The organism is Thermus sp. KWY1 (assembly GCF_057547025.1).
The window spans coordinates 72573-95064 of sequence record NZ_BAAJPG010000017.1; the positions used below are offsets into that span (position 1 = coordinate 72573).

Genomic DNA, 22492 nt, shown 5'->3' on the forward strand with positions numbered 1-22492 from the left:
GATGTACAAGCAGCCCCGAGAGGTACATGAGGCCAGGATCTACACCCAGGCTTACCGGGTCTACGGGCTCATCTACCTGGTGCCCGGGGCGGGCACCGCCGATCTTTTGAACCAGGAGAAGCCCTATCTTCCGGTCACTGGCGCCCTCCTTTACACCCCGGGCTACACCCATCCCCCGGAGGCCAAGGACCTCAAGGCCAGCACCGGATTCCTGGCCTTGCGCAAGGAGCGGATCCAGTGGGTGGTGGGTGGGAAGCCCAGCGAGCCCCGTACCAGCCCCGCCCTCCTGGAGAAGAGGCGCCTGGCCCTCCTCTTTGGGGACTACCTCCTGGCCGGAGAGCTTCTCCTGCCCCGGGGAGTCAGGCTTTCTGACTTCCTTTCCCAGGCCAAGCCCTTCCAAACCCTCCTGGAGGCGGGCCTTTACCCCCTCCTCCCCGACCGTCCCATCGTGGAGCTGGAGCCCTTGGAGCGTTTCCCCTTCGTGACCGTGTACCTGCGCCTGGCCGAGGCGGTGGCCGAGGCTCCGGGGGAGGCCCAAGACCCCCGGCTTACCCTATTTGGCTGAGGGCCTCCCGGATGCGCTCGATCTGGGCCAGGTTTTCCTTAAGCCTTTCCTCCTCGGCCTCCACCACCTCCTTGGGAGCCTTCTCCCGGAAGCCGGGGGCGGAAAGCTTTTTCTGGCTCCTTTCCGCCAGGGCCAGGAGTTCTTGCAGGCGCTTCTCCTGCCGGCGCCTCCACTCGTCCACGTCGAGAAGGCCCTCCAAGGGCATGCGCACCGTCACCTTGGGCATGGCCTTCACCAGGGCCCTGTTGGGCCGCTCGGGTAACAGCTCGGCCCGGGCCAGAAAGCGGAAGACCTCCTGGTTTTCCACCACCGGCGTGGCTTCCCCTTCCAGGTAGACCCGCACCTCCTGGGCCAAGGGAAGCCCGGCCTCGGCCTTCAGGGCCCGCACCGCCGTTACCGCCTGCTTGAGGGCTTCAAACCGGGCTTCGGCTTCCTCGTCCGTGGCCTTGGGTTGGGGCCAGGCCTCGAGGGCGAGCTCCTCCTTGCCGGTGAGGGCCTGGTAGAGCTCGCTGGTGAGGAAGGGCATGATGGGGTGGAGGAGCTTCAGGAGGGTGGCAAGGGTTTCCTCGAGGGTGCGTAGGGTAAAGGCGTTTCCTGCCTTGAGGGCTGGCTTGCTGGCCTCCAGGTACCAGTCGCAGAACTCGCTCCAGACCAGCTCGTACACCTCCCGGGCCGCCTGGGCCAGGTCCAGGGCCTCATAGAGGCGGGTTATTTCCGCCACGCCCCGGCTCAAACGGCTTTGCATGAAGCGGTCGGCCAGGGTGGGCTCGTCCGCCTTGGCCTGGAGGGCCTCCCGGCTCAGGAGCACAAAGCGGGCGGCATTATAGAGCTTGTTGGCGAAGTTCCGGGCCATTTCCAGCCAGCGGAGGTCCAGCCTGATGTCCTGGCCTCCGGTGGCCAGATAGGTGAGGGCAAAGCGCAGGGCGTCCGCTCCATAGCGCTCCACCATTTCCAGGGGATCTATGACGTTCCCCTTGGATTTGGACATCTTTTGCCCCTTCTCGTCCAGGACGAGGCCATGGAGGAGCACGGTCTTAAAGGGCCTTTCCCCCCGGAAGTGGTAACCGGAGACCTCCATGCGGCTCACCCATAGGAAGAGGATGTCGTAGCCCGTGACCAGGACGTCCCCGGGGTAGAAGGCCTCGAGGTCCTCCGTTTCCTCTGGCCAACCCAGGGTGGAAAGGGGCCAAAGGGCCGAGGAGAACCAGGTGTCAAATACGTCCTCATCCCGCTTGAGGTTTGGGCTTCCGCAGGCCTCGCAGGTGCTGGGGTCTTCCAGGTAGCGCTCAGGGTGGGGCACGTTCACCGCCTGGCAGTCCTGGCAGTACCAGGCAGGGATCTGGTGCCCCCACCAGAGCTGGCGGGAGATGTTCCAGTCCCGAACGTTCTTCAGCCAGTCCAGGTTTACCTTCTTCCAGCGCTCGGGCACGAAGGCGATCTCATCCCGTTCCAGGCCCCTGATCACCTTTTCCGCCAGGGGCTTCATGGAAAGCCACCACTGGGGGAAGATGGCGTACTCCAAGGGGGTGCCGCAGCGGGAGCAGGTGGCCATCTGGATGGTGTAGTCCTCCTCCTTCAGGAGGTGGCCTGCCTCCCGGAAGAGCTCCACCGCCTTCTTCCGGGCTTCGAACCGGTCCAGGCCCCGCAAGGGCTCCGGCACCCTTTCCCCTTCCATGCGCCCTTCCAGGTTGATGACGGAAACCGCCTCCAGCCCGTGCCGTTCCCCGATCTCGTAGTCCAGGGGGTCGTGGGCTGGGGTCACCTTGAGGGCCCCGGTGCCGAACTCCCGCTCCACGGCACTGTCCGCCAGTATGGGGATCCAGATGTCCGTGAGGGGGATGCGGGCCTTTTTGCCGATAAGGTGCCGGTAGCGCTCGTCCTCGGGGTGGACGGCGATGGCCTGGTCAGCGAAGACGGTTTCCGGCCTTACGGTGGCGATGGCGATGCGTTCGCCGCCTTCCACCTCGTAGGCCAGGGTGTAGAGCTTGCCCGGGGTGGGCTCCGTTTCCACCTCCAGGTCCGAAAGCGTGGTCTCGCACCGGGGGCACCAGTTGACCAGCCGGGGGGCCCGGTAGGCCAGGCCCTCGTGATAGTAGCGGCTGAAGGCGTAGCGCACCGCCTTGGAGCGGGCTTCGTCCATGGTGAAGGCTTCCCGGCTCCAGTCGGCGCTGGCCCCAAGGCGTTTGAGTTGCTTTAGGATGGTACCCCCCGATTCCTCCTTCCACTCCCAAACCCGCTTCAGAAAGGCCTCCCGTCCCAGGTCGTGCCTGGTCTTGCCCTCTTTCAGGAGAAGCCTTTCCACCACCACCTGGGTGGCGATGCCCGCATGGTCGGTTCCGGGAAGCCACACGGCTTCATACCCTTGCATGCGCTTATAGCGGATGAGGGCATCCTGTAGGGAGTTGTCCAGGGCGTGGCCCATGTGCAGGCTTCCCGTCACGTTGGGGGGTGGCATGAAGATGACGAAGGGGGTCTTGCCGCTTTTGGGGTTGGCCACGAAGGGATTGTTCGCCCACTTCTCCGCCCACTTGGGTTCCACGGTCTTGGGGTCGTAGGCCTTGGGTAGGTCCATGCTACCCGATAGTTTACCCAAGCCGGGTGGGGTGCGTTCAGGGGATGCTAGCGCAGGAGAGGCCAGGTAGCCCTTCCCGGAGGGCACCTTGGACCTCGAGGCCCTTCACGAGGGCGTGGAGCTGGAAAGCGCATAGAGGTAGTAGTGGCCCTCCCCCAGGTCGAAGAAGGCATCCTCGTAGGCCAGGCCCTCTATCGGGGTTTCCCCAGGGATGGCCAGGAAGGTTTCCCCCACCCGGATCCCTTCCGGTTCCAGCTGGAGGATTCCCTGGGATACTTCCTTGGAATCCGCTTCGGGGTCGTTGATGGGTGTGTGGAGGAGCCGGACGGGAAGGCCCACGAGGCTATGGAGGACGTTGCTGGGGTCCCGGAAGGGAGCCCGGTGGAGAAGGCGCTCCTCCACCAAGGCGATCTCCCCCAAAAGGGCATAACGGTCCAGGGGCAAAAGGGCCTTGCCGCTTTCCAAAAGGACCAGGAAGCGGGTGCGGTCCTCCGGGGAAAGGAGCACGGGAGCCTTGTTCCTTCCCACCTTGGGATCCTGGTCCAGCCTCTCCCCTTTAAGGAGGGTTTTGGCGGCCTCCAGGGCTTCCTCACGGGTTTTGTAAAGGCTATAGGGGTTGACCTTGAAGAGAAGGTCGTAGCCCCTGGGTCCCTGAACCAGCCAGGCCAGGTGGAGTTCAAAGAAGGGTTGCTTCCGCCACTCGGGGTACATGCGAATCCATATTAGCCCGGGCCTCGGGAGGGTTTTGATGAAAACTGTGAGTCCCCCCCTTGCCCAAAACCATATCCGGGTATACCCTGAGCCCGGTATGGCGTTTACGGAAGAGCGGGTCCTCGAGGCCCTGCGCACGGTGATGGACCCCGAGCTGGGCAAGGATCTGGTTTCCTTGGGCATGGTGGGGGAGGTGAGGCTGGAGGGAAGCCGGGTGGACCTCCTGATCAACCTCACCACCCCCGCCTGTCCCTTAAAGGGCCAGATAGAAGCGGACATCAAGCGGGCCCTTCATCCTTTGGGGGTGGAGGAGGTGCGGGTGCGTTTCGGCGGTGGGGTTAAGGCTCCCGAGCAGTACCCCATCCCCGGGGTGAAGCACGTGGTGGCGGTGGGCTCCGGCAAGGGGGGGGTGGGCAAGAGCACCGTGGCCGCCAACCTGGCCCTGGCCCTCTTGCAGGAGGGGGCCCGGGTGGGCCTCTTGGACGCTGACCTCTACGGGCCCAGCCAGGCCAAGATGTTCGGCCTGGAGGGGGAGAGGCTCAAGGTGGACCAGCACCGGAAGATCCTTCCCCTCGAGGCCTTTGGCCTCAAGGTCCTTTCCATCGCCAACATCGTTCCCCCTGGCCAGGCCATGATCTGGCGGGGGCCCATCCTCCACGGCACCATCAAGCAGTTCCTGGAGGAGGTGAACTGGGGGGAGCTGGACTACCTGGTGGTGGACCTACCCCCAGGTACCGGGGATGTGCAGCTCAGCCTGGCCCAGCTCACCAAGGTTTCCGGCGGGGTGATCGTGACCACCCCGCAGGAGGTGGCCCTGATCGATGCGGAAAGGGCTGCGGACATGTTCAAGAAGGTGCAGGTGCCCGTCCTGGGGGTTTTGGAGAACATGAGCCACTTCCTCTGCCCCCACTGCGGCAAGCCCACCCCCATCTTCGGGGAAGGCGGCGGAAAGCGGCTTGCGGAACGGCTCAAGACCCGTTTCCTTGGGGAGATTCCCCTCACCCTACCCTTGCGGGAAAGCGGGGACCGGGGAAGGCCCATCCTGGTGGAAAGCCCGGAGGGTCCCGAGGCGGAGGCCTTCAGAAGGGCGGCCCGGGAGCTGGCCGCTGCCTTGAGCGTGCAAGCCTTCATCGCCCTGCCCATGGCCTGATATGGCCCTAGTTCTGGAAGGCACCAAGGAACGGGTTCTGGACCTCCTGAGGCTCAGGCCCTATACCGCCAAGGAGCTGGCCGAAGCCCTGGGGGTGAGCCGGGTGGCGGTTCTGAAGCACCTGCAGGACCTCGAGGCCCGGGGTCTGGTGCGCTCGGAGGTGAGGAAGTGCCTGGGCCGGGGCCGGCCCTACCGCCTGTACATGGCCCAGGACAGGGAGGCTCCCTACGCTTCCCTTTGCGGGGATGTGCTTAAGGAGGTGGAGAGGGTTCTGGGCCGGGAAGGGGTGGTGCGCCTCCTTTTGGAAAGGAACCGCAACCTGTTTGCTCCCTTGAACCTGGAGGCCCTTCCCCTCAGGGAACGCCTGGCCCGCCTGGCCCAGTTCCTGAGGGAGCAGGGCTATGAGGCGGAGGTGGTGGAGGAAGGGGGAAGGCTGTACCTCTGCCAGAAGCGCTGCCCCAAGCTGGCCCTCTCCCGGGAGCACGAGGCCCTCTGTCAGAGCGAACTCCTCGCCTACCAGGAGTTGCTGGGCCTCCCCTTGCTGCGGGAGGAGAGGCTGGCGGAGGGGGGAAGCTGTTGCCGGTACCGGGTAGAATAGCGGGGTGTGGGTTTACCGCCTGAAGGGCACGGCGGCGGAACTGGACCCCCTGATCCCCGATCTCTTTGACCGAGGGGCCCGGGGCCTCGAGGAGCGGGAGGGGGAGGTGTGGGCCTATTTCCCTGCTCCCCTGGACCTTCCCTTTGGGGGCGTATGGGAGGAGCTCCCCGACGAGGACTGGCTTTCCGCCTGGCGACGGGATCTTAAGCCCGTGTGGGCTGGGCCTTTCGTGGTGCTGGCTCCCTGGCACCCCTGGGAGGGGGAGGGGATTCCTTTGGTGATCGAGCCCGGCATGGCCTTCGGCACCGGGCACCACGAGACCACCCGCCTGGCTCTCTCCGCCCTGGCCCGCCACCTGCGTTCTGGGGAAAGGGTGCTGGACCTGGGCACGGGCTCGGGCATCCTGGCCATCGCCGCCGCCAAGCTGGGGGGCAAGGCCTTGGGGGTGGATATTGACGAAACCGTGCTTCCCCAGGCGGAGGAGAACGCCAGAAGAAACGGGGCCGGGGTCCGCTTCCTCCCGGGTAGCCTCGAGGAAGCCCTGCCTCACGGGCCCTTTGACCTCCTGGTGGCCAACCTGTTTGCGGAGCTTCACCGGGAGCTGGCCCCCCTTTATCCAAAGGCCTTGGCCCCAGGAGGGAGGCTTCTCCTCACGGGGATCCTGGCGGAAAAGGCCTCCCTGGTGAAGGAGGCCATGGCCAGGGAAGGCTTCTCCCTCCTGGAGGAGGAGAGGGAAGGGGAGTGGGTGTTGCTGGCCTACGGGATCTGAGCCATGCGCCCGCACCGCGCCTATAGCCCAGGCCTTACCGGGGTGCTTCCCATAAGGGAAAGCCGGCACCTCCTGGAGGTGCTGCGGGCCAAGGTGGGAGACCGGTTCACCGTCTTTGACGCGGACCGGGAGGCCCTGGCGGAGGTGGTGGAGCTGGGGCCGCCGGTGCGCTACCGCATCCTGGAGGAACGGCACCCGGAGCGGGAGGTGGGGGTGGAGGTGGCCCTCTACCCCGCCCTTTTAAAGGGGGACAAGCTTGCTGAGGTGGTGCGCGCGGCCACGGAGCTCGGGGCCACCCGCATCCAACCCCTCGTCACCCGGCACTCCGTGCCCAAGGAGATGGGGGAGGGGAAGCTGAAAAGGCTTCAGGCCATCGCCGTGGAGGCAGCCAAGCAGTCGGGGAGGCTAAGGGTGCCCGAGGTTCTGCCTCCCATTCCCCTGAACGCCCTTCCGAGGGTGGAGCAGGGGATGGTGGCCCATGTGGGAGCAAGAAGCCTGGTTCGGGAGGTGCTGGACCTTGGGAAGTCCCTGGCCTTGGCCGTGGGACCGGAAGGGGGATTTGCGGAGGAGGAGGTGGAGCTTTTGCAGGAAAAAGGCTTTACCCCGGTCTTCCTGGGCCGGAGGATTCTGCGGGCGGAAACGGCGGCCATTGCCCTCCTCGCCCTGTGCACCGCCGGGGAGGGGAGATGAGGACCTTCGGCTGGCTTGGGGGTGTGGTCCTCCTCCTCTTCCTTGCGGGTTGCCGCTACACCTTCCTCCCCCTGGACCCGGGCAAGCCCCTGCCCCCGGAAAGGCCTTTTGTGGTGGCTCGCCTGGAGAAGGGCGCGGAGGAGGCCATCCTGGTCCTCAGGGTGGAGCGCCTTCCTTCCCCGGGCTACCTCCACCTCAAGTGGTTCCGGGAGGAGGCCTTGCTCCAGGAGAAAACCCTCTTTCTAGAGGAGCCGGGCTCCTACCGGGTTTCCTTTCCCTTGAGCCAGGGCTACCACCGCCTGGTGGGGCTTTGGGTGGAGGGGGTTCTTTTCCAGCTGGACCTGGGGACGCCCAGGCTACCGGACCCCGATGAGGAGGAGAAAAAGGGGAATGGTCAAGAAGGCTAGGAAGGTGGAAACCACCACGCTCCTGGCCACCCGCAAGGCTTCCCCCCCAAACTCCCGGGTGAGGAGGAAGGCGTTCACCGCCACAGGGGTAGCCGACTGCAGGACCAGGACCTGGTGCTCCAGGCGGGGAAGGCCCAGGATGAACCCCACCCCGTAGGCCAGAAGGGGGGCCATGAGGAGCCGCAGGCTGCTGGCCACTCCCTCAAAGGCCCCCACCTGGAAGCGGGTCTGGCTCATCTGCATTCCCAGGGTGAGGAGGAGAACGGGGATGGCCGCCTGGCCCATGAGGCGTAGGCCCTCGTCCAGGCGGAAGGGAAGGCTTACCCCCAGGGCCTTCAGCAGCAGGCCCAGAAGGAGGGCGTAAAAGAGGGGCAGGCGCAGGGTGAAAAAGAGCCCTTCCTTGAGGCCGCCTCCCCTTATGAAGGCCGGCCCCAGGCCGAACATGACCACGCTGGAGAGGATAAAGTACACCACGGCCCGCCTCAGTCCCTCTTCTCCCAGGGCGAAGTAGACCAGGGAAAGCCCCATGTTGCCGGAGTTGGGGAACAGGCTGCAGACGAGAAGGGACTTGGCGGCCTCGGGGGAGAGGCCAAGGAGTCTGGCCATCCCGGTGATGGCCAGAAAGAGGAGAAGGTAGGTGAGGGTAAAGCCCAAGGCAAGGCCCACCAGGCCTTCCCGGGAGTACTCCGCCCGGTACATGGCGTCGAAGATGAGGGCGGGCACCAGGAGGTAGAGGGTGAGGCGGCTTAAGGTGGTGAGGTCCATGGGGATGCGCTTTCCCAACAGATACCCGGAGAAGACCACCAGGGCCACGGGAAGAACCGTGTTGAGAAGGGCCTGCATGTGAGGCATTCTAAGGGCATGGCAGGCTATCTGGCGCTTTCCAAGGCTATAGAGAGGGTGCTCCTCCGGAAGGCGGAGGTTCCGAGAAGGCAGGTCCTTCCCATCCCGGGAGGGCAGTTTTTGGTGATGCCCGCCGCAGACCAAGAGGTGGCCCTTTGCAAGCTGGTCACGGTGGAGGCTTCCCCAAGGGAACAGCCTGAGGCCCACCGCCAGCCTGCGGTGCAGGCGGAGGTCTGGGTCAGGAGGCTGGATACCGGGGAGGTTGTTCACCTGCCGGGGGAGGAGATCACGAAAAGGCGCACCGCTGCCCTTTCCCTTCTCGCGGCCCGGCTCCTTGCCCCTAGGCAAGAGGGGGCCCTGCTCCTGGTGGGGCCTGGGGTTCAGGGGGAAGCCCACCTCGAGGCCTTCGCCGAGGGATTTACCCTGCGCCGGGTGTGGATCCGGGGAAGGAGCAGGGAGCGGACCGAGGCCCTTTTGGCCAAGGCCAGGGGTATGGGCCTCGAGGCGGAGGAGTGGGTCGCCCCCGAGGTGCCTGAGGAGGTGGCCTTCATCGTCACGGCCACCTCGAGCTCCACCCCCGTCCTACCCGAGAGGGTGCCGGAGGGCACCTTCATCGCCGCCGTGGGGAGCTTCCGCCCGGAGATGCGCGAGGTGCCAGGGGCCTTGGTGGAGCGGGCGGCGGTTTATTGCGATACGGAGGATGCCCTGGTGGAGGCCGGGGAGCTTCAGGGCCTTTCCAAGCCGGTGGTGACCTTAAAGGAAGCCCTTTTGGGCAAGCGGTCGGAAGGGGACCCCGTGCTTTTCAAGAGCGTGGGCCACGCCCTTTTTGACCTGGCGGCGGTGCGGCACCTCCTGGGCTTGGACTAAAGGCGGACGACGATCTTGCCCACATGGCCCCGGTCCAGGAGGGCTTGGAAGGCGGCTTCAGCCTCGGGGAAGGGGAAAACCCTTCCCACCACGGGCTTGAGCTCCCGGCCCAAACGGGGCAGGAGAAACCGCAAGGCCTCCTGCACCAGGGCTTTTTCCCTGAGGAGGGGAGCAAGCCAAAAGCCCATTACCGTGAGGTTCCTCCGCATGAGGCGCAAGGGATTCAGGGGCGCCACCTCTCCCTCGGCGGCCCCAATATAGACCAGCCTTCCCCCCGGGTTCAGAAGGGAAAGGCTTTCCTCCAACTGGCTACCCCGCACCTCCAGAAGGATATCCACCCCGCCGAATGCCCTGGCCTTTTCGGGGAGCTCCGCATAGGTGGCGACGGCCTCGGCCCCCAGGGCCTGGGGAAGATCCAGCTTCTCGGGCCTCGAGGCGGAGGCCAGCACCTTTAGGCCCATGGCCTTTGCCACCTGCACCGAAGCTGTTCCCAAAGCTCCCGCCGCTGCCTGCACCAGGACCTTTTCCCCGGGCTTGGCCCCCGCCTGCCTCAGGGCCAGGTAGGCGGTGAGGAAGGAAACCGGGTAGGCGGCGGCCTCCTCCGGGGAGAGCCCCTCGGGCACGGGTAGAAGGGCTTCCCTGGGCACGGCTACCTTCTCCGCCAGGGCCCCATGCCCTACCAAGGCGGCAAAGCGCTGCCCCTCCACCCGGCCCACCACCTCCATGCCCGGCACGAAGGGCGGATGAATCCGGGTGAGGTATCCGCCAAGCCGCATGAGGTGGTCGGCGAAGTTCAGGCCCACCGCCTCCACTTCCAGCACTACCTCTCCCGGGCCCGGCGTGGGGTCGGGGATCTCCTTAAAGGTCATGGGGCCTTGAAGGCGTTCTTGCACCCAGGCGCGCATGGCAGGAGTCTACCCCTTTACCGAGCCAGCCAGGAGCCCCCGAAGGAAGTACCGGCCCAGGAAGATGTAGACCAGAAGGGTGGGTAAAGCGGCCAGAATGGCCCCGGCCATGGGCAGGTTCCACTTCACTGCCTCACCGCCTGCCAGTTGCGCCAGGGCCACGGTGATGGGCTGGCTTTCCGGCCGGGTCAGGGTCACGGCGAAGAGGAACTCGTTCCAGATCTGGGTGAACTGCCAGATGGCCACCACCACGAAGGCGGGAGCAGAAAGGGGCAGGATTACGTGGCGGAAGATGCCGAAGAAGCCTGCACCATCTATGCGGGCAGCCTCCACCAGCTCATCAGGGATTTCACTGTAGTAGTTCTTGAAGATAAGGGTGACGATGGGGATGCCGTAGACCACGTGGACCAGGATAAGGCCCCATAGGGTGCCGTAAAGGCCTATGGCCTTTACGAACTGGAAAAGGGGGATGAGGATGCTCTGGTAGGGGATGAACATCCCGAAGAGCATGAGGGCAAACAGGAGGTTGGAACCCCTAAAGGGCCACTTGGCCAGGACGTAGCCGTTGAGGGCTCCCACCAGGGCGGACAGCGCCGTGGCGGAAAGGGCCAGGACCATGCTGTTTTGGAACTTGGGCCGGAAGGCATCCCAGGCGATTTTGAAGCTTTCCCAGTACACGGGGTCCGGCCAGCGCCAAACCGTGTCTAGGGTAATCTTGGCGGGTTCCTTCAGGGCGGTGAGGATCACCAGATAGACGGGGAGAAGGAAGAAGAGGGTGGCGAGGAGTAAGAAGGCGTACAGGAAGAACCGGCCCATCAGCGCCTGACCTCCTTCCGAAGCTGGCTTACCAGGTAGGGGATGACCACCAAGGCCACCAAAAGCAAGAGGAGTATGCCGATGGCCGCCCCCTTGGCGAACTGGTTGCCGCGGAAGGCGAGGAGGTACATGTAGATGGCAGGTACATCGGTGGGGGCGTAATCCAACCCGGCCATGGCGAAGATAAGGTCGAAGATCTTCAGGGCGATGTGCCCCAGGACGATCATGGCGGAAAGGGTAATGGGGGCGAGGAGGGGAAGGATGACGTGCCGGTAGGTCTGCCACTCGCTGGCCCCGTCCACCTTGGCCGCTTCCAGCACCTCCACGGGGATTCCCCTTAGACCCGCCAGATAAAGGGCCATGGTGTAGCCGGACATCTGCCAGACCGCCGCCAGAATCACCCCCACCAGGGCCAGGCTGAAGCCGTGGGGCTCGGGATAGGGGAGAAGGTGGGTGGTTCTGCCCAGGGTGAAGGCCCAAACCAGGAGGACCCCGCTGGACAACAGGCTCCAGAAAAGCCGCTTCCTTTCCCCTTCCCGGTGGGCTTTCCAAGCCACGTACAAGAGGGTTAGGCCCACCGCCAAGGCGGTGTAAAAGGGCAGTTGGTTCCAGTCAAAGACCCAGGTCTGCTGCCTGGTGGTGAGCCAGGGGAAGTGGAAGGGGGGTAGGCCAAAGAGGGTGGGCAGGACGTTGACCCCGCCTTGGGGCTGCAAGAGCCAGCGCCAGATGGTGCCGGTGACCACGAAGGAGAGGGCCATGGGAAAGAGGAAGACGGTGCGGAAAAAGCCTTCTCCCTTGGGCCCGCGGTCCAGGGCCATGGCCAGGAGGAGGCCTAGGCCCAGGCTTCCCCCCATGAAAAAGAGGGTGAAGAAGATGAGGTTGACCACGCTTTGGCGGAAACGCACGTCCACGAAGCCGGTGAAGAGCTCACGGTAGTTTTCCAGGCCCACGAAGTGGAGCTCTGGCCTCAGGGCCAGGGCCTGGGCTGGGTTCTTTCCCCAGTCGGTGAGGGAAACCCAGAGGTTTTGCCCGATGAAGCCATAGACGAAGATGGCCACCGCCGCCAAGGAGGGAAGGAGGACCAAAAAGGCCGTGATCCGGTCGCGCATGAGGCCTCCGGGAAAAGCCCGTGGGGGCTTTTGCCCCCACGGGCCGAGGGGTTCTAGCGGCCCAAGCCCACCTGGTTGGCGATGGCCTGGGCGGCGTTGGCCGCCGCTTGTGGGTTCCTGCTTTGCAAGAAGATCTCCATCACCGTGCCGAACTGGCTCATGAAGCTTTCGGGTGCCACCGCCCCGTGCACCAAAGAGCCCACGATGCGGTTGGACTTCCAGTCCTTCATGGCCGACTGGCCGTAGGCGTTGTACTTGGCGGGGTCGGAGTCCAGCCGGGCGGCGATGGAGCCCTTCAGGGGGTTAAAGGTGTCCTGGCCCTCCTTGGAGCCCACTAGCTTGAGCCAGTTGATGGCGTTTTGCCGGTTCTTGGCTCCCTTGGGCAGGCCAAAGGAGTCGGAGAGCATCATGAAGATCCCGGAGGTGCCAGGGGACGGGGTCCAGGCGAAGTCGGTGCCGGGCTTGAGCTTCAAGGTGGTGCTCATGTAGCCGGCGGCCCAGTCGCCCATGATGTTGAAAGCGGCCTTGCCCTGGACTACCCGGTCCACCGCCTGTTGCCAGGAAAGCCCCGCGGCGTCCTTGTTGGCGCAATCCAGCACCTTGCCAAAGGTTTCCCATACGGCCACCGCCTTGGGGTCGGTGAACTTTAGCTTGCCGCTCCAGAGGTTATTCCAGCCGTCGGCTCCCAGGGTGGCCAGGGCCACGCTTTCCCAAAGGTGCTGCTGGGTCCAGTTCTCGCCCAAGGCCAAGGGTGCTTCAAGGCCCTTCCGCTTCAAGGTCTGGCAGGTGGCGAGGAACTCCGCCCAGGTCTTGGGCGGGGTCACCCCCCATTCCTTCAGCTTGGCGGGGATGTACCACATGACGTTGGAGCGGTGGATGTTGACGGGCACGCTCCAGATGCCTCCCTTGTAGGAGAGGAGGTCGATGAGGCCCTTGGGGAAGGCTTGGAGCCAACCCTCCTGCCGGAAGAGGCTGGTGAGGTCCTCCATGCGGTCGGCCACCACCCAGGTGCCGATGAGTTCCTGCCCGGCGTGCACCTGGAAGGTGTCGGGCGGGTCACCGCCCAGCATGCGGGTCTTCAGGACCGCCTTGGCGTTCACCCCTGCCCCGCCGGTAACCGTGGCGTTGATGACCTCCACACCGGGATACTTTTGCTTATAAAGCCGGATGAGGGCCTCGAGGGCCGGGCCTTCGTCTCCCGCCCACCAGGAGAAGATCTCCAGCTTGCCCGTCTGGGCCAGGGCGCTAAGCCCCAAGGCCACGCCGATCGCCAAAAGCCACTTCCTCATACCTACCTCCATTGCGACGTGGGCTTTCCGCCCACAGGCCGCCCAGCTCGAAAAACCTCACCAAAAAGAGGCTGGCCCCACCCACCGCCGGGGCCAGGTGACCATAAAGGGAAGGTTGCACGGGCAAGGAACGATGGGCTTCCAGGAAGGCATGGGCCGCCAAGGACTGGCGCAAGGATTGCTCCAGGTAGGGGAAGAACTCGGCCGCCTTGCCCCCTATGACCACCCGGGCCGGGTCGTAGGCCACAGCCAGGTTGGCCAGGAAGCGTCCCAAGGCCTCACCCAAGTGGTGGATGGCCTCGAGGGCCAAAGCCTCCCCCTGCTTGGCCTGCTGGAGCAGGGCCTCGAGGTCCCCTGCCTTTCCGCCCAGGGACCGGTAGTGCTCCAAGAGGGCACCGAGGCCCAGTTCGGTTTCCAAGCATCCCACCCGGCCGCAGGCGCAGGGCTTGTGCCCCTGGCCGAGCCAGTGGCCCAGCTCCCCAGCGGCCCCACCCGCTCCCCGCAGGATCCGGCTATCCGATACCACCCCGATTCCCAAGCCCGTGCTGAGCACCAGGTAGGCGAGGTTAGCCTCGCCGTGAAAGAAGACCTCGGACAGGGCCGAGGCCTTGGCATCGTTTTCCAAGGCCGTGGGCAGGGGAAAGTGGGAGAGCAGGGGCCGCAGGTCCAGGTTTTTCCAGCCCAGGTTGGGGGCCAGGAGGAGCCGGTCCTCCACCACCACCCCAGGCAGGGTGAACCCCAGGCCCAAGGGCCCCGGTACATGGGGAAGAATTTCCTGCAGAAGCCGTTCCAGGCGTTCCCTGGGACCGGCCTCCCGGGGGTGGCTCCATTCCCTGGCCCATAGAACCTCTCCCCGCCAGTCCAGGGCCAGAAGGACGGTCTCCTCCACCCCCAGTTCCGCGCCTAGGGCAAAGCGGACGCCAGGGCGCAGGTGCAAGAGGGTGCCGGGCCGGCCCACGGGGGGAGAGGTAAAGGCCCCTTCCTCCAGAAGGCCCTCCTGTAAAAGCTCATCCACCAGGCGGCTTACCGCGCTTTTAGCCAAACCGGTAAGCCGGGAAAGGTCCGCCCGGGTAAGGGGGCCCCGCCTCAGGTGGGCCAGGATGGCCCGGCGGTTGAGCCTGCGGATTTCCTGCGTGTCCCCTTTGCGCATCCCAGTTCCTTTCCCTTGGCCCTTTAGTTCGTTCTCGGGACTAAGTAAATCACCCGTCCCCGGATGTGTCAAGCCCTTGCCTTTTTGCCCCGTTAGGCTTAGCCTGGCCTTAAGGCCCGCTAGGGCCTCAAAGCCAGGTCCGTTGCCCTGGTGCCTGGGCGCGTAGTCCAGGCTTAAAGTGGGGAAGTCCGGTGCAAGTCCGGCGCTGTCCCGCAACGGTAACCGGCCACGCTTTGGGCTTAAGCTTCGCAGGCCGGAAGCCCGAATACCTGCCAGGGCCGCCCGCCAGACCCCGAGGCGGGCACCTCACGCGGATGGGGGAGCGATGGGGGTTTGCAAAGCCATTTGCGCCCCTGCCGCTTTCCGGCAGGGGTTTTCCCTACCTCCCCCGGGCCTGGCCCTAGCGGCCTTAGGGAGGTAGGTATGAGAAGGATACTGGTCTTCCTGGCAGCTCTTTGGGCCTTGGCCTTGGCTTTCCCCTTGACGGTCACCGACGACCTTGGGCGCACGGTTACCGTCAAGGCACCGCCCAAACGGATCGTCACCATGTTGCCCTCGGTGACGGAAACGGTCTGCGCCCTAGGGGCTTGCGACCGCATCGTGGCCACCGACGACTACTCCGACTGGCCCGAGAGGGTGAAGGCCCTGCCCAAGGCGGGGGGGCTTTACAATCCCAACCCCGAGTTCATCGTCTCCCTGAAGCCGGATCTGGTTCTGGTTTCCAAGTACGGGCGTTTGTACGAAACCCTGGAGCGGGCGGGCCTAACGGTGTATGCGGTGCGCACCGAGACCTACGAGGACATCTTCCGCACCACCCGCACCCTGGGGAGGCTTCTTGGCCTCGAGGCCCAGGCGGAGCGCCTGGTGGCCCAGATTCAGCGGGAGGTGTACCAGGAGGAGTCCCGGGCGGCCAAGGCCCCGACCCGGCCCCGGGTTTACTACGAGATCGACCCCACCCCCTACACCGTGGGTCCGGAGAGCTTCATCGGGGTCCTGATCCAAAAGGCCCGGGGGGTGAACATCATCCCCAAGGAGCTGGGCCTTTTCCCCAAGATCGCCCCCGAGTTCGTGGTGGAGAAGAACCCCGAGGTGATCGTGGCCACCTACCCGGGTGCCCTGGAAACCATCCGGGCCAGGCCTGGCTGGAGCCGGGTGAAGGCGGTGCAGACAGGGCGCATCTGCGTGTTTACCGGGGGTCAGGATAGCCTCCTCTCCCGTCCAGGCCCCCGGGTGGCCCAGGGGCTTAGGCTTCTGGTGGATTGCTTCCACGGGCGCTAGGCCATGACCCGGGCCCTCCCCCTGGCCCTTAGGCGGAGCCTGGTCTTTTTCTGGCTCCTCCTCCTGCTCCTCCTGGCCCTGGTGCTGGGGGTAGCCATGGGGGCGGTGAGCCTACCGCCGGGCGAGGTGCTCCAAGCCCTTTTGGGCCTAAAGGAGAATCCCATCGTCACGGAGATGCGGCTCCCCAGGGTTCTGGGGGGGATGCTGGTGGGGGCGGCCTTGGGGGTGGCGGGGGCCAGCTTCCAGGGGCTTTTCCGCAATCCCCTGGCCGACCCCTACCTCATGGGCTCGGCGGCGGGAGCAGCCTTCGCCGTGACCCTTCTGGCCAGCTTGCTGGGGGGCCTGGCCCCCGCCTTTGCCCAGCAGGCCATCTTCCAAAGCCTTCCCCTTTCCGCCACCCTCTTCGGGTTCCTCGGGGCCCTCTCCGCCACCTTCCTCACCCTGGTTCTGGCAGGGGGCGCGGCCCGGACGGGGGAGCTGGTCCTGGCGGGGGTGGTGGTGGGGAGCGTTTTGACCGGGGCCACCACCTACCTGATGATGCAGGACGCCGACCGAGTGCGGGCGGTCTTCGCCTACACCCTGGGCAACCTGGCCTTCATGGGCTGGCCTTCGGTGAAGGCCATGGTCCTCTTTTTCCTTCTGGCGCTTCCCCCGCTGTTGCTTTTGGGGCGGGTGTTGAACGCCCTCCAGCTGGGGGAGGAGGTGGCCCGGAGCATGGGGCTACCCCTCGAGGGCCTGAAACTCCTCCTCCTCCTTGCCGCAAGCCTGTTGGTGGCTGCTGCCGTGGCCCAGGCGGGGATCATCGGCTTCGTGGGCCTGATTACCCCCCATCTCCTCCGGCGCCTCTTGGGCGAGGATTACCGGTTGCTTCTGCCTGCTTCTGCCCTAGGCGGGGCGGTTCTCCTAACGCTGGCGGACCTCCTGGCCCGCACCCTTACCCGGCCGGCGGAGCTTCCCGTGGGGGTGGTGACCACTCTTCTTGGGGGGCCATTCTTCCTGTACCTGATGTGGAGGCGGCGTGGAAGGGCTTGAGGCCAAGGGGATCGTGGGGCCCTATGCCCTCTTAGGGGTGGACCTGGCCGTAAGGCCGGGGGAGTGGGTGGCCCTTTTGGGCCCCAATGGATCGGGGAAGAGCACCCTTCTGAGGGTTATGGCGGGGCTCCTCCGGCCCAGGGCAGGGGGGGTCTTTCTGGAGGGAAAGCCCCTTCGGGGTTATGGAAGCTATGCCCGGGGCCGGCTCCTCGCCTACCTGCCCCAGGGAGGCCCCTACCCGGAGGGGCTCTTGGTGGAGGAGGTGGTGCGCTTAGGAAGGCTTCCCCACCTGGGCCTTTGGGGGCGCGAGGGGTGGGAGGATGTGGAAGCGGTGGAGTGGGCTTTGGAGGTTACGGGGGCTTCCCGTTTCCGGGGCCGGTACCTGGGTAGCCTTTCCGGCGGGGAACGCCAGCGGGTTCTTCTGGCCCGGGCCCTGGCGGCGAGGCCCCGCTACCTCCTTCTGGACGAGCCCACCACCTTCCTGGACCTGGAATACCAGGGTGGGCTTCTTGCTCTCTTCCAAAACCTGGTTGCCAAGGGGATGGGGATTCTTTCCGTCCTTCACGACCCCAACCAGGCGGCTTTGGCCGGACGGGTGGCGGTGTTGAAAGGGGGACGGCTTTTGGCGGAAGGGAGGCCGGAGGCGGTGCTCACGGAAGCCCTTCTGCAAAACCTCTACGGCCCAGGGGTGCGGGTGGCCCACCTCATGGGGAGGCCCCATGTCTACCTGGACGGATAGGGCCAGGCTCTACATCCGTGGCCGGGCTTTCCTCCTGGACCTAGGGGAGGAGGTGGCCTTTTACACGGAATCCGGACCCAAGAGGGCCCGTTACCTCCTGGTGGGTAAGCTTTCCCTGCCCGAGCGCCTGCGGCTTGGCCTGCCCCGGGAAGGGGTTCTCCACTACCCTTTGCCGGTGGACCCCCTGGCCTTTGAGTGGGAGGGGGAGACCCTGATCCTTCCGGGGCTCAGGGTGTATCTGGGAGGGCCCCCGGCCTTTGTGGAAACCCCTTACTACGCCTGGCGGCTGGGGTGAGGCCAAGAAGCCCTTGACGGAAACCCCGCCACGGGGTAGGGTGAACTTACCGACCGTTCGGTCGCCAGACACAGGAGGTGGCGGATGCGGCTAAAGGACAAGGTGGTGCTGATCACGGGAGCGGCCCACGGGATCGGCCGGGCTACCCTGGAGCTCTTTGCCCAGGAGGGGGCCAGGTTGGTGGCCTGCGATCTGGAGGAGGAGCCCCTAAGGGAGGCGGCGGCGGCCACGGGGGCCTTGGCCCTTCCCATGAACGTGGCCGACCCGCTTTCCGTGGAGAGGGGATTCCAGGAGGCCCTTCAGGCCATGGGCCACCTGGACGGGGTGGTGCACTATGCCGGCATCACCCGGGACAACTTCCACTGGAAGATGCCCCTGGAGGACTGGGAGGCGGTGTTGAGGGTGAACCTTACGGGAAGCTTCCTGGTGGCCAAAGCGGCCTCCGAGGCCATGCGGGAGCGGAACCCTGGTTCCATTGTGCTCACCAGTTCCCGGGTGTACCTGGGTAACCTGGGGCAGGCCAACTATGCGGCTTCCAAGGCGGGGGTGGTGGGGCTTACCCGCACCCTAGCCCTGGAGCTGGGGCGGTACGGGATCCGGGTGAACGCCCTGGCCCCCGGGTTCATCGAGACCCGGATGACGGCTAAGGTGCCGGAGAAGGTGCGGGAGAAGGCCATCGCCGCCACACCCTTGGGCCGGGCCGGCCAGCCCATAGAGGTGGCCTACGCCGCCCTTTTCCTGGTTTCGGATGAATCCAGCTTCATCACCGGCCAGGTCCTCTTCGTGGACGGGGGTAGAACGGTGGGGGCTGCTCCCGCCTGAGGGTAGGGAGGCTAGGTCCCCAAGGGGGAACCATGGATTTTTCCCGGCTGGATGGTTTTTTGAAGAGGCAGGTGGCTGAGGGGCTTCTTCCCGGGTACGTGGCCCTGGTGGCCCGGGGGGGAGAGGTGATCTACCAGGGAGTGGGGGGGTATCTGGATCCGGAAAGGGCTCTTCCCATGCGGGAAGACGCTCTTTTCCGCATCTACTCCATGACCAAGCCATGGGTTTCCGCCCTAGCCCTCACCTTCGTGGAGGAGGGCAGCCTTTCCCTTCTGGACCCTGTGGAAAAGTACCTGCCGGGGTTCGCCGGGGTCAAGGTGGGGCGGGAAGTGGGGGAGGAGGTGGCCCTCGAGGCCCTGAGGCGGCCCCTCACCGTCTACGACCTCCTGCGGCACACGGCGGGCTTTACCTATGGGGTCTTCTTCCGCTCCCCGGTGAAGCGGCTCTACCTGGAGGCGGGGGTGGACCGGTTTGACCTTTCCCGGGAGGAGTTTCTTGGGCGCCTGGCCGCTTTGCCCCTGCGCTTTCAGCCGGGAGCGGCCTTTGAGTACGGGCTTTCCACCGATGTGCTTGGACATCTTTTGGAGGTGCTTTCGGGGAAAAGCTTAGCGGAGCTCTTGGAGGAACGGGTGTTCGCCTCCTTGGGGATGCGGGACTCGGGTTTTCTGGCCAGGGATCCCACCCGTTTGGCAAAGCCCTTCCCCCAAGACCCGGAAACGGGCAGGTCCATCCGCCTGATCCCCGTGGAGGCGGAGCCCCCCCGGTATGCGGGGGGCCTGGGCGGGGTGAGCACGGCCTGGGACTACCTGCGGTTCCTGGAGGCCCTGCGCACGGGCCGGGGTGTGTTGCACCCGAGCCTGTGCCGCCTCATGACCCACGACCACCTGGGTCCCCTTTACGAAGCCGGGTTGCGGCGGGGCTTGGAGTACACCCCAGGTCCGGGTTACGGCTTTGGCCTGGGGGTGGCGGTGCGTTTGGGCCATGGGGGTCTGGCTCCGGGAAGCCCCGGCGACTTCTACTGGTGGGGGTTTGCCGGCACGTATTTCCTGGTGGATCCCCCCCTGGAACTGAGCGCCTTGCTTTTCACCCAGGCCCCCAATCTCCTTTCCGTGCTGGAGCCGGAAAAGGCTCTTCACTCCCGGCTTGGGCAGCGGCTTGGCCTGGCCTTCCGCACCCTGGTTTACGGGGCCCTTTCCTGAAGGGCCTCTACCCCAATGGCCTGGGCCAGCTCCTCGGGAAGGCGCAATACCTCCCCTGCCATTTCGATGCCCACCCCGTCACCTTTCTCCACCACCCTAAGGACCTTTCCAGGAACCAGGCCCAGCTTGGCCAGGAGGTTGAGGGTGCCCCGGTCCTGGGCCAGGGCCCGCACCACCCGGGCCTTCCCCAAGGGGGCCTGGGAGAGGGGGAGGGCTGGGGCTTCCGGCAGGGCCAGGTCCTTGGTGGGGATGGGGTCCCCGTGGGGGTCAAAGGGAGGGTGGCCTAACAACTCGGCGATCCTTTCCTCAAAGGCCTCGCTGATCACGTGCTCTAGCCGTTCCGCCTCCTGGTGGACCTCTTCCCAACCGTAGCCGAGGGCCTGGTGCAGGTAGGCCTCGAGGAGCCGGTGGTGCCTTAGGACCTCCAGGGCGATCCGCCGCCCGGCCTCGGTGAGCCGGGCCCCCTGGTAGGGGGCATGCTCCACCAGGCCCAAGGCGGTGAGCTTCTTGAGCATCTCCGTCACCGAGGGGGGTTTAACCCCCAAGCGCTCGGCAAGCGCCTGGGTGGGCACCGGGCCTTGCCGCTCCGCCTCCAGGAGGAAAAGCTGCTTAAGGTAGTCCTCCTGGGCCTCGGACAGGGGAGGGCGCGCCATCCCCCTCAAGGTAGCATGAAACCCTAGGGGTTAAAGGAGCTTCTTGGCCCAGGAGGGAGGCCCTAGGCCCAGGAGGCCTTTAAGCCCCAGGGCTGCCTCCACGCCCTGGGTGCCGTAGTTGTTGTTGAAGATGACGAAAACCGTCTCGGCCTTCTCCGCAAGGGTCAGGGTAGCCTGGGCCAGGTCCTGAAGCTCCTCTTCCGAGTAACGCCAGTTGAAGCGCTCGTAGGGCTTCTGGTGGGGGCCTTTCCAGGACTCTGCGTTCCTTCCGTGGCATCGGAGCACCGCCACGGGGTGGGTGGGTTCCAGGACCCGGGGTGGGGCCTCGGGATGGGGTGGGGCATCCACGCTCACGTGGATGAGGCCGAGCCGCTCCAGTTCCTTCCTCACGAATCCCCAGGCCACGTACCACCTGGGGTTGCGAAACTCCACCGCCACCCAGTAGCCTTGGGTCCTCTCTGCCAGGTGCTCCAGGTAGCGAAAGCTTCGGGGCTTGGGTTCGGTCCAGGGCGGAAGGCTGAAGTGCAGGTACCCCAGCTTGCCCGCCTCCCTTAAGGGGGTGATGGCGGCGAAGAAGCGGTTCCAGGCTTCCTCTAGAACCTCTTGGGGGATTTCCCGCTGGGCCAGGTGGCCTTCGGTTTTGGGGAGAAGGGAGCGAAGGTCCTTGGGAAGGGTGGCGGCCTCGAGGCCATGTCCGGTAAAGGCGGAAAAAGCCTTCACGTGGAAGAGAAAGCCCGCTGGGGTCCTCTCTGCCCATTTCGCCACCACCTCCCGCCGGGGTAGGGCGTAGAAGGTGCTGTCCACCTCCACGGTGTCAAAGTGCTCCGCATAGTAGCGGAGGCGCTTCTCGGGATGGTGGCGTACCTCGGGAGGATACCACCCGGAGGCGAGGAGGGTTTCGTCCGTCCAGCTGGCGGTACCCACCCGGATCTCTCCCATGCCCTCATGGTGGCAGGGGTGGGGTTTTTAGACAAGCGCTTACCCCGCCTTGGCGGCGGCCCTCTCCGCTTGGCGGGCCAGGTGAAGGAGCTCGTGGGCTAGGGCCTCGAGGCCCCCTGGCTTAAGGCGGAAATAGGTCCAACGCCCCACCCGCACGCCCTCCACCAGCCCGGCTTCCCGAAGGATCTTGAGGTGGTGGCTTACCGTGGGGCCCGAAAGCCCGGTCTTCTCCTTCAGATGGCAAAAGCACACCCCGTAAGCGGTGCCGCAGCGGGGGTCAAAGGCGGTGTGCTCGTCGGGAAGCTCCGCTAGGAGGCGGACGATGGTCAGCCTGGCGGGATGCGCCAGGGCTTCGGTCAACTTAAGGGCCACATTGGGGCGGCCGGGCGCTGGATCACAAGCCATCAGGCTATACTTTAGCAAAGGTCCCTCGTTTGGGAAAGGATGCTTATGCCAAACGCGAGATTCCTGATGCCTTTGAGGGCCCATCGGGAGGGCGGAAACAACCCAATACCCTTTTGGGGTATATGGACCGATATCAAAAGGGATTGACAAAAGTCCCTTGTGTTTGATAGCCTTCAACTGCACCCAAGGAGGTGTGTGGCTATGACGCAAACCTTGTCGCGTAGGCGGTTTGTCAAGCTGACGGCGGCGGCCACCGCCCTCTTCACCGCAGGGGGGAAGGCCCAGTTGGGATATGCACCCAGCCTTACGTACCCGGCGGTGAAGGTGGCCAACGTTGCCCAGGTGAAAACGGGCCAGCCCATCACCTTCAACTACCCCGATGCCTCCGCCCCGGCCATCCTGGTTAAGCTGGGCAAGCCGGCCATTGGAGGCGTGGGGCCTGGGCGGGACATCGTGGCCTTCTCGGGCCTTTGCACCCATATGGGTTGCCCTATCCAATACGAGGGGGGGAGGTTCATCTGCCGGTGCCACTACTCCATGTTCGACCCCGCCAAGGCCGGGCAGACCTACCAGGGCCTGGCCAGCTCCTGGCTTCCCCAGATTCCTTTGCGCATAGACGGCAAGGGTGATATTTACGCGGTGGCCGTGGCCGGTCTCATCTGGGGCCGGGTTAAGAACGTGTAGGAGGT

General features: G+C 65.3%; 25 protein-coding genes and 1 riboswitch. Of the genes, 14 read left to right on the forward strand and 11 right to left on the reverse strand.

Features of this window, described 5'->3' with window-relative positions; genetic code table 11:
- The first annotated feature begins 1 nt into the window (after position 1).
- Complete coding sequence (locus tag AC27GT_RS05015) at positions 2-565, forward strand: DUF6812 domain-containing protein (protein WP_487223629.1); 564 nt, start codon at positions 2-4, stop codon at positions 563-565.
- On the opposite strand, the gene AC27GT_RS05020 is transcribed toward AC27GT_RS05015, so the two are convergent.
- Complete coding sequence (locus AC27GT_RS05020; protein ID WP_487223630.1) at positions 549-3137, reverse strand: valine--tRNA ligase; 2589 nt, start codon at positions 3135-3137, stop codon at positions 549-551. The genes AC27GT_RS05015 and AC27GT_RS05020 overlap by 17 nt on opposite strands.
- A gap of 105 nt (positions 3138-3242) precedes the next feature.
- Positions 3243-3848: a hypothetical protein gene (locus tag AC27GT_RS05025; RefSeq protein ID WP_487223631.1), complete on the reverse strand. Its 606-nt coding sequence runs from the start codon at positions 3846-3848 to the stop codon at positions 3243-3245.
- 97 nt (positions 3849-3945) lie between these two features.
- On the opposite strand from AC27GT_RS05025, the gene AC27GT_RS05030 reads away from it, so the two are divergent.
- The 5 genes from AC27GT_RS05030 to AC27GT_RS05050 are packed head-to-tail and all read left to right on the forward strand — an operon-like array spanning position 3946 to position 7462.
- A complete protein-coding gene (locus AC27GT_RS05030) occupies positions 3946-4998 on the forward strand; it encodes an Mrp/NBP35 family ATP-binding protein (RefSeq protein WP_487223632.1) in 1053 nt (350 codons plus the stop codon).
- 1 nt (position 4999) lies between these two features.
- On the forward strand, positions 5000-5596 hold the full coding sequence (locus AC27GT_RS05035) for a helix-turn-helix transcriptional regulator (protein ID WP_015717375.1): 597 nt from the start codon (positions 5000-5002) through the stop codon (positions 5594-5596).
- Between the two features lie 4 nt (positions 5597-5600).
- A complete protein-coding gene (locus AC27GT_RS05040; protein ID WP_487223633.1) occupies positions 5601-6365 on the forward strand; it encodes a 50S ribosomal protein L11 methyltransferase in 765 nt (254 codons plus the stop codon).
- 3 nt (positions 6366-6368) lie between these two features.
- Positions 6369-7055, forward strand: a complete 687-nt coding sequence (locus AC27GT_RS05045; protein ID WP_487223634.1) for a 16S rRNA (uracil(1498)-N(3))-methyltransferase — start codon at positions 6369-6371, stop codon at positions 7053-7055.
- Positions 7052-7462: a hypothetical protein gene (locus AC27GT_RS05050; RefSeq protein WP_487223635.1), complete on the forward strand. Its 411-nt coding sequence runs from the start codon at positions 7052-7054 to the stop codon at positions 7460-7462. Before AC27GT_RS05045 ends, AC27GT_RS05050 begins: the two co-directional genes overlap by 4 nt.
- Here the strand turns inward: AC27GT_RS05050 and AC27GT_RS05055 are convergent.
- Positions 7412-8314, reverse strand: a complete 903-nt coding sequence (locus AC27GT_RS05055) for an AEC family transporter (RefSeq protein ID WP_487223636.1) — start codon at positions 8312-8314, stop codon at positions 7412-7414. The genes AC27GT_RS05050 and AC27GT_RS05055 overlap by 51 nt on opposite strands.
- Before the next feature lie 9 nt (positions 8315-8323).
- On the opposite strand from AC27GT_RS05055, the gene AC27GT_RS05060 reads away from it, so the two are divergent.
- A complete protein-coding gene (locus AC27GT_RS05060) occupies positions 8324-9172 on the forward strand; it encodes a Rossmann-fold NAD(P)-binding domain-containing protein (RefSeq protein ID WP_487223637.1) in 849 nt (282 codons plus the stop codon).
- Here the strand turns inward: AC27GT_RS05060 and AC27GT_RS05065 are convergent.
- Genes AC27GT_RS05065 through AC27GT_RS05085 form a run of 5 tightly spaced genes read right to left on the reverse strand, consistent with a single transcriptional unit; the run spans position 9169 to position 14441 of the window.
- Positions 9169-10077 carry an NADPH:quinone oxidoreductase family protein gene (locus AC27GT_RS05065; RefSeq protein WP_487223638.1) on the reverse strand — a complete coding sequence of 303 codons (909 nt, stop codon included), beginning with the start codon at positions 10075-10077 and terminating at the stop codon, positions 9169-9171. The two genes, AC27GT_RS05060 and AC27GT_RS05065, sit on opposite strands and share 4 nt — an antisense overlap.
- A gap of 9 nt (positions 10078-10086) precedes the next feature.
- A complete protein-coding gene (locus AC27GT_RS05070) occupies positions 10087-10893 on the reverse strand; it encodes a carbohydrate ABC transporter permease (RefSeq protein WP_015717369.1) in 807 nt (268 codons plus the stop codon).
- Entirely contained in the window at positions 10893-12002 is a 1110-nt protein-coding gene (locus AC27GT_RS05075; RefSeq protein ID WP_015717368.1) for a carbohydrate ABC transporter permease, read from the reverse strand. Before AC27GT_RS05075 ends, AC27GT_RS05070 begins: the two co-directional genes overlap by 1 nt.
- 53 nt (positions 12003-12055) lie before the next feature.
- The gene (locus AC27GT_RS05080) at positions 12056-13291 is read right to left on the reverse strand and encodes an ABC transporter substrate-binding protein (RefSeq protein ID WP_015717367.1); all 1236 of its coding nucleotides are present in this window, start codon (positions 13289-13291) and stop codon (positions 12056-12058) included.
- The gene (locus AC27GT_RS05085) at positions 13248-14441 is read right to left on the reverse strand and encodes an ROK family transcriptional regulator (protein ID WP_487223639.1); all 1194 of its coding nucleotides are present in this window, start codon (positions 14439-14441) and stop codon (positions 13248-13250) included. The genes AC27GT_RS05080 and AC27GT_RS05085 overlap by 44 nt, the downstream gene beginning before the upstream one ends.
- Before the next feature lie 131 nt (positions 14442-14572).
- A riboswitch (cobalamin riboswitch) is annotated at positions 14573-14732 on the forward strand.
- A gap of 132 nt (positions 14733-14864) precedes the next feature.
- Here AC27GT_RS05085 and AC27GT_RS05090 point away from each other — a divergent pair.
- The 6 genes from AC27GT_RS05090 to AC27GT_RS05115 all read left to right on the forward strand — a co-directional run bounded on the left by AC27GT_RS05090 (position 14865) and on the right by AC27GT_RS05115 (position 19806).
- The gene (locus AC27GT_RS05090) at positions 14865-15719 is read left to right on the forward strand and encodes an ABC transporter substrate-binding protein (RefSeq protein ID WP_370534044.1); all 855 of its coding nucleotides are present in this window, start codon (positions 14865-14867) and stop codon (positions 15717-15719) included.
- A 3-nt stretch (positions 15720-15722) separates the two neighbouring features.
- Positions 15723-16751 carry a FecCD family ABC transporter permease gene (locus AC27GT_RS05095; RefSeq protein WP_015717363.1) on the forward strand — a complete coding sequence of 343 codons (1029 nt, stop codon included), beginning with the start codon at positions 15723-15725 and terminating at the stop codon, positions 16749-16751.
- A complete protein-coding gene (locus tag AC27GT_RS05100) occupies positions 16738-17490 on the forward strand; it encodes an ABC transporter ATP-binding protein (RefSeq protein WP_487223640.1) in 753 nt (250 codons plus the stop codon). Before AC27GT_RS05095 ends, AC27GT_RS05100 begins: the two co-directional genes overlap by 14 nt.
- Entirely contained in the window at positions 17471-17785 is a 315-nt protein-coding gene (locus AC27GT_RS05105; protein WP_015717361.1) for a hypothetical protein, read from the forward strand. The genes AC27GT_RS05100 and AC27GT_RS05105 overlap by 20 nt, the downstream gene beginning before the upstream one ends.
- Positions 17786-17869: 84 nt before the next feature.
- Positions 17870-18607, forward strand: a complete 738-nt coding sequence (locus AC27GT_RS05110) for an SDR family oxidoreductase (protein WP_015717360.1) — start codon at positions 17870-17872, stop codon at positions 18605-18607.
- 32 nt (positions 18608-18639) lie between these two features.
- Complete coding sequence (locus tag AC27GT_RS05115) at positions 18640-19806, forward strand: serine hydrolase domain-containing protein (protein WP_015717359.1); 1167 nt, start codon at positions 18640-18642, stop codon at positions 19804-19806.
- On the opposite strand, the gene mntR is transcribed toward AC27GT_RS05115, so the two are convergent.
- From mntR to AC27GT_RS05130, 3 genes are read right to left on the reverse strand one after another with little or no spacing between them, the layout of a single operon-like run.
- Complete coding sequence (mntR, locus tag AC27GT_RS05120) at positions 19788-20459, reverse strand: manganese-dependent transcriptional regulator MntR (RefSeq protein ID WP_015717358.1); 672 nt, start codon at positions 20457-20459, stop codon at positions 19788-19790. The two genes, AC27GT_RS05115 and mntR, sit on opposite strands and share 19 nt — an antisense overlap.
- Before the next feature lie 30 nt (positions 20460-20489).
- A complete protein-coding gene (locus tag AC27GT_RS05125; protein ID WP_487223641.1) occupies positions 20490-21398 on the reverse strand; it encodes a DUF72 domain-containing protein in 909 nt (302 codons plus the stop codon).
- 39 nt (positions 21399-21437) lie between these two features.
- Positions 21438-21758: an ArsR/SmtB family transcription factor gene (locus AC27GT_RS05130; RefSeq protein ID WP_234558123.1), complete on the reverse strand. Its 321-nt coding sequence runs from the start codon at positions 21756-21758 to the stop codon at positions 21438-21440.
- A 246-nt stretch (positions 21759-22004) separates the two neighbouring features.
- On the opposite strand from AC27GT_RS05130, the gene AC27GT_RS05135 reads away from it, so the two are divergent.
- Positions 22005-22487: an arsenate reductase (azurin) small subunit gene (locus tag AC27GT_RS05135; protein ID WP_015717355.1), complete on the forward strand. Its 483-nt coding sequence runs from the start codon at positions 22005-22007 to the stop codon at positions 22485-22487.
- Positions 22488-22492: the final 5 nt, after the last annotated feature.